Origin of the sequence: Mycobacterium sp., assembly GCF_049281135.1 — a bacterium.
GTDB lineage: Bacteria > Actinomycetota > Actinomycetes > Mycobacteriales > Mycobacteriaceae > Mycobacterium.
Genome location: NZ_JBAPRN010000309.1, coordinates 1 through 5895, shown reverse-complemented (window position 1 = coordinate 5895; position 5895 = coordinate 1). Strand labels below are relative to the sequence as shown.

2 protein-coding genes are annotated in these 5895 nt (G+C 66.1%); one reads left to right on the top strand and one right to left on the bottom strand.

Translation table 11 applies throughout. The features are described from left to right. Nucleotides 1-1109 (bottom strand): citrate synthase (locus WAN02_RS12600; RefSeq protein WP_422264506.1); only part of this gene is annotated, 1109 nt, incomplete at its 3' end. 214 nt (nucleotides 1110-1323) lie between these two features. Here WAN02_RS12600 and WAN02_RS12595 point away from each other — a divergent pair. Then, the coding region (locus WAN02_RS12595; RefSeq protein WP_422264507.1) for a BTAD domain-containing putative transcriptional regulator at nucleotides 1324-5895 on the top strand (4572 nt) is incomplete at its 3' end.

Sequence of the window (5895 nt, the reverse complement as noted above, 5' to 3'; positions counted from 1 at the left end):
CCGGTGTAGAAGTCGACGTTCGGGTACAGCTTGCGCTCGATGAAGTAGTCGTCGGTGAGCGCGGCCTCTTCGAGTTGCTTGGCGATGTCCAACAGGTCGTCGTCGCCGCCGAGCTTGGCCAGGATCTTGTCGGCCTGCTCCTTGACGATGCGCGCGCGCGGGTCGTAGTTCTTGTAGACCCGGTGGCCGAAGCCCATCAGCTTGACGCCTTCTTCTTTGTCCTTCACCTTGCGGACGAAGGTGCTGACATCGTCGCCGCTGCCGCGGATCTGCTCGAGCATCTCCAGCACCGCCTGGTTGGCGCCGCCGTGCAGCGGACCCCACAGTGCGTTGATGCCACCGGAGATCGAGGTGAACAGGTTGGCCTGCGACGAGCCGACCAGTCGCACCGTCGACGTCGAACAGTTCTGTTCGTGGTCAGCGTGCAGGATGAACAGCAAGTCCAGCGCCCGAACGATCTCCGGGTCCGGCTCGTAGGGCTCAGCGGGCAGGCCGAACGTCATCCGCAGGAAGTTCTCCACCAAGGTCAGCTTGTTGTCGGGGTAGAGGAACGGCTGACCCACCGACTTCTTGTAGGCGTAGGCGGCGATGGTCGGCAGCTTGGCCAGCAGCCGGATCGTGGACAGGTCGACCTCTTCTTTGTCCACCGGGTCCAGCGAATCCGGGTAGTAGGCACTCAGTGCATTGACGACGCTGGACAGCACTGGCATCGGGTGGGCGTTGCGAGGGAAACCGTCGAAGAACCGCTTCAGGTCCTCATGCAGCATGGTGTGTCGCTGAATCTGGTTGGTGAACTCGGCCAGCTGTTCCTTGGTCGGCAGCTCTCCGTTGATCAGCAGGTAGCTGACCTCGATGAAGGTCGACTTCTCGGCCAGCTGCTCGATCGGATAGCCGCGGTAGCGCAGGATGCCGGCGTCGCCGTCGATATAGGTGATGGCGCTTTTGGTGGACGCCGTGTTGACGAAGCCGTTGTCGAACGTCGTATATCCGGTCTTCGACAACAGTGGGCCGAGCGCGATGCCGTCGGCCCCTTCGGTGGCGTGGACGATTTCCAGGTCCAACTCACCACCCGGGTACTGAAGAGTGGCGGAGTCGTCGGTTGCGGCCACGGGAACCCCTTTGCGGTCTCGGCTGATCTGGCCCTACAAGCTTGCTACTAGGTGAAGGTAGTCGCTGTCGGGGCGGAGCGCCTGCTCGGGGTCAGGTCTGCTGAAGTTGGAGCTTTTCGTCGGTAAAGCCAGTCGGCCCGACGGCCTTTACTCGATCTTGACCCCGTGTTGAATACCCACCCGCACGATCGGGAACGTGACTACGCTTCAAGCCGTGGAACTGGGGGTTTTGGGACCTCTCCGGGTCCGACAAGGCGGCGCACCCGTTGCGATCCCGGGCGCCAAACCTCGTGCGGTCCTCACGATGCTCGGGCTGCACCACGGCTCGGTCGTGTCGGCAGACACCCTCGTTGAATTGCTCTGGGGTGAGGATCCGCCACGCACCGCCGCCAAAGCTCTGCAAACCCACATCTCCGCGCTACGTCGCGCCCTGGGCGACGGCTTCGTTCTGACGCAGGGGACGGGTTGGGTCCTCGCTGAGAGCGACGTTGATGCGTCGCGCCATAAATCAGCAGCCCGACTCGGACGCGATGCCGCGGCGACCGGCGACATCAGCCAGGCGGTGGCTCGCTTCGAGGAAGCGCTTGCCCTCTGGCGAGGTATCCCCGAACTGCCCGACGGTAGGCGGGGAACATCGGAAAAGACACGATGGATCGAGGGCCACGCCGCGCTGGTGGAGGATCGGGCCGACGCACTGCTCGCGACGGCCCGCGCCGCGGAGATCATCGGCGAGCTCGAGTCGGCGGTGGCCGAGGCGCCACTGCGCGAACGGCGATGGGGGCAGCTCATGCTCGCCCTCTACCGCGCCGGTCGGCAAGGTGACGCTCTCGGCGCGTATCAACGGGCGCGGACAATGCTGGCCGACGAGTTGGGAATCGATCCCGGGCCGGAGCTTCGACGGCTCGAGACTGCCATCGTCGCACAAGATGCCTCACTGGATGTTGTTGTAGCACAAAATCTTCCGTCGGTGATGCGCGCAGTGACCTTTCTACTCACCGACATTGAGGGATCGACCGCCGCCTGGGAGGCAGACGCCGCAGCCATGGCAGTGGCGCTTGCCCGACACGACGAACTCGCAGAACAGGTGGTCACGTCGCGGGGAGGGCGGCTGATCAAGACCCGCGGCGAGGGCGACGCCACGTTCTCGGTGTTCGAGCGACCGTCGGCTGCCGCCGCGGCCGCTATGGAGCTACAAGACGCAATCACCCGCGAGCAGTGGGGCCTTCGAGAGCCGATGCGCATCCGGATCGCACTGCACACCGGCGAAGTCGAGCTCCGCGACGGCGACTACTTCGGTCGGGCGGTCAACCGGGCCGCCCGCCTGAGGTCGCTGGCTGCGGGCGGTCAAATCTTGTGCTCCGGCGCGACGGCCGAACTCGTCGTCGATTCGCTGCCCGACGACGTTGTCCTGGCCGACCTGGGTTTGCGTGAACTGCGCAACCTCGCCCGTCCGGAGCATGTCTTCGAGCTCCGACTGGAGACCGCTGAGGAGAGTGCCCAGCCGCTGAAAAGTGAGCTGCCGATGGAGCGGCCGGTCCTCCCCCCGGTTCTGATCGGTAGCGGGCCGTTCGTAGGCCGCGGGAGCGAGCTCGAGCGGCTGCTGTCTACGTGGCATACCTCGCTAGGCGGTGGTGCATGCGCCGCCCTGATCGCCGGCGAACCGGGTGTCGGCAAGACGCGCCTGGCCGGCGAGTGGTCCCGGCAGGCCTATGAGCAAGGCGCGGTCGTGCTGTACGGCCGTTGCGACGAGGACCTCGGTGCGCCCTATCAGCCCTTCGCGGAAGCCCTACGGTCGCTGGTGCCGTGCGTCGGCTCCAGTCGGTTGCGCGGACTGCGCGGTGTCGAAGCCTTGCTTCCGCTTGTTCCCGGGCTCGTCGACGAAGTGCCCGATCTGGCCGCGCCGACGCGCGCCGACCCGGACACCGAGCGTTACGCACTTTTCGACGCCGTCGTTGCACTCTTGGAAATGGCGTCCGCGGAAGCGCCCGTTGTCCTGGTACTCGACGACCTGCACTGGGCGGCCAAGCCGACACTGCTGCTGTTGCGGCACCTGCTGCGTTTCGGCGACCGCGCGCGGGTGGAGATCGTCGGCACCTACCGCAGCACGGATCTCGACCGTTCCCATCCCCTGGCGGCGATGTTGGCCGATCTGCACCGCGATGGCACCGCTAGTCGCATCAGTCTCAGCGGCCTCGATGAGGACGACGTCAGCGCGTACGTCGCCAAAGCCGGCTACGACGACGAAGAGCTCGGCCACGCATTGGCCTCCGTCACTGGCGGCAACCCGTTCTTCCTCATCGAGGCTCTGCGCCACGTCGACGAGAGCGGCGGCGTGTGGGACCCGAGCACGCTCCCCCAGGGAGTGCGAGAAGCTGTGAGCCGCAGACTTACTCGGCTTCCGGTCGAGACCAACAAGGCCCTTGCGGCAGCCGCTGTCGTCGGCAGCCGGTTTTCCCTGGACCTGGTCGAGCGCGTCGTTGGGGACGACCTGGTCGACGCGTTCGACGAGGCGTCCAAAGCCGGCATCGTCATCGAAGAGCCGGGCGGTCGGTACCGGTTCAACCATGCGCTCGTCCGGCAGTCACTGCTGGCCGAACTGCCTTCCATGCGACGCATGCGGCTGCACCAGCGGATTGCCACGACGCTGGAGGGCGAGCCGGGCGCCGACGACGAGCTGCTCGCCGAACTGGCTCACCACTATTTCGAATGTGCATGGGCGGGCAACGCGGCCAAGGCCGTTGAGTATTGCCGACGCGCGGCAGACCAAGCCATGGCCCGGCTCGCCTACGAAGGCGCGGCCGATCTTTACAGCCACGCGGTGCACGCGCTGGACGAGATCGATGACGAGCTGCCCGACCGTGACGACCAGGTCGCCGATCTACTGGTCGCATGCTGCGAGGCTCTTCTTGCCGCCGGTGACGTGGCTTCGGCAGCAGGCGCAGTCTCCCAATTGCAACAAGCGACAGTCGATTCCGCGCGGCTATCGGCATGGGCGACATGCTTCGACGGACAGCTGTCGGTATTGGTGCATCCCGAGCGACTCGACGACGTGGAAGCCGCGTTAGACGCTGCCGCGCAGAAACTGGCCGAAATCGACGATGCCGCAGGGGAAGCCAAGGCGCATACCGTCCGTGCGACTTGCCTCGCCCGGCTCGGCCGAATTGGCGACTGCGAAATCGCCTTGGACGACGCTCTCACGGCGGCGCGGCGCGCGCGTGACCACCGCCGGGTCAACGCGGTGTTGGCCGGCGCCCCACTCGCGGCGCTGTGGGGCCCCAACCCGGTTCCACGCGCGGGTGGGCGGTGCCTTGACGTGGTGCGGCTGCTGCGGATCACGACCGACTCGCCGGCGGTCGAAGCGACGTCGACGCGGTGCCAGGCCGTGTTGGAGGCCTTCCGCGGCCGCGATGCGGCAGCCCGCCGGATGATCGACTCGGCCCGGCGCACGGTCACCGAACTCGGTCTGCGCCACGCCCTTCTGGAGGTCGAGCAGTTCGCCGGCATCGTGGAGCTCGTTTTGAGCGACCCGGCCGCGGCCGAGCCGCACCTTCGTCAGGCCTGCAACGGATTTCGTCGGATGGGTCTGGACGCCGATACCGCCGAGACCGCTGCCCTTCTCGGTCGCGCGTGTCTGGCACTGAATCGGGATACCGAGGCCGACGAATTGTGCACGGAGAGTGAGCGGCTCGCAGGCCACGCGCTGAAGGCTTCGATCGCCTGGCGCACACTTCGGGCGCAATTGCTGTCGCGTAGCGGCGAACACGAGGAAGCTCGACGCGTTGCGCAGGCCGCCATCACTCTGGCCGAGCGCACCGACGGGTTGGTCGATCACGGCGATGCCTGTCTTGCATTGTCGAAGGTGTTAGGTGCCGCCGGAGACTCCGCTGGCGCGCGGTCGGCCGCCGAACGTGCGGCCAACCTGTACGAGCGGAAAGGTGCTGCGGCGCTGGCCGATAAGGCGCGCTCCATCCTTGACGAACGTGTCGAGGCAAATGCCCCGACTCCCCCCGAAACACCCGTCGTCGAGACTCGCACCGCGGCCGTACACGTGAGCGAGCGCGTGATGGCCGCGATTAATCGCGAGGCCTGGGACGAATTCGACCGGCTGTTCGCACCCGGCAGCGTTATCGAAAGTCGGCGGAAGGTCATCGGCTTTACACAGAGCGACGTACCTTCGGACGGCGTGATGCGCCAGACCCGGCAGGACCTCGAGGCGGGGACCTTGCGGATCAACCACATCGTCATCGCCGTGCGAGGCGAGCGCCTGGCTCTCGCTCGAGTGACGTTGGGCACTCCCGATGTGAGCCCTGGGGCGCCGCAAGACGAACTCCTCCAGGTTTATGGGGTTGACGAAGAGGGTCGGATCGCGTTGCAGATCTGGTTCGACCTCGAAGACATGGACGCCGCAATGGCTGAACTCGACGCCCTGCACACGCGATTCGAGGAAGAACACCCACGGGCGCAGCGCCTTTTCGGTGGGCGCGAAATCCCTTCTCCCCCGGCGTCAGCCCGAACGGCAACTGCCGAGTCGGACAACGCCTGCGTACGAGCGATCGGCCGCCTGTGGGATGCTTTCGACCGCGAAGCCTGGGATGAGGTCGAGGGGCAATTCGCGTCCGAGATCGCCGTCGAATACCGCCGGAAGATAGTCGGCTTCTCCCCCAGAGTCCTTTCGCCTGGCGATTGGACACGCCAGATAAGACAGATTCGTGCGATCGGCGGCGTGCGGCATAGCTCTGCGGTGGTCGCCGTACGGGGGAACCGCCTGGCTCTCACCCGATTCGAG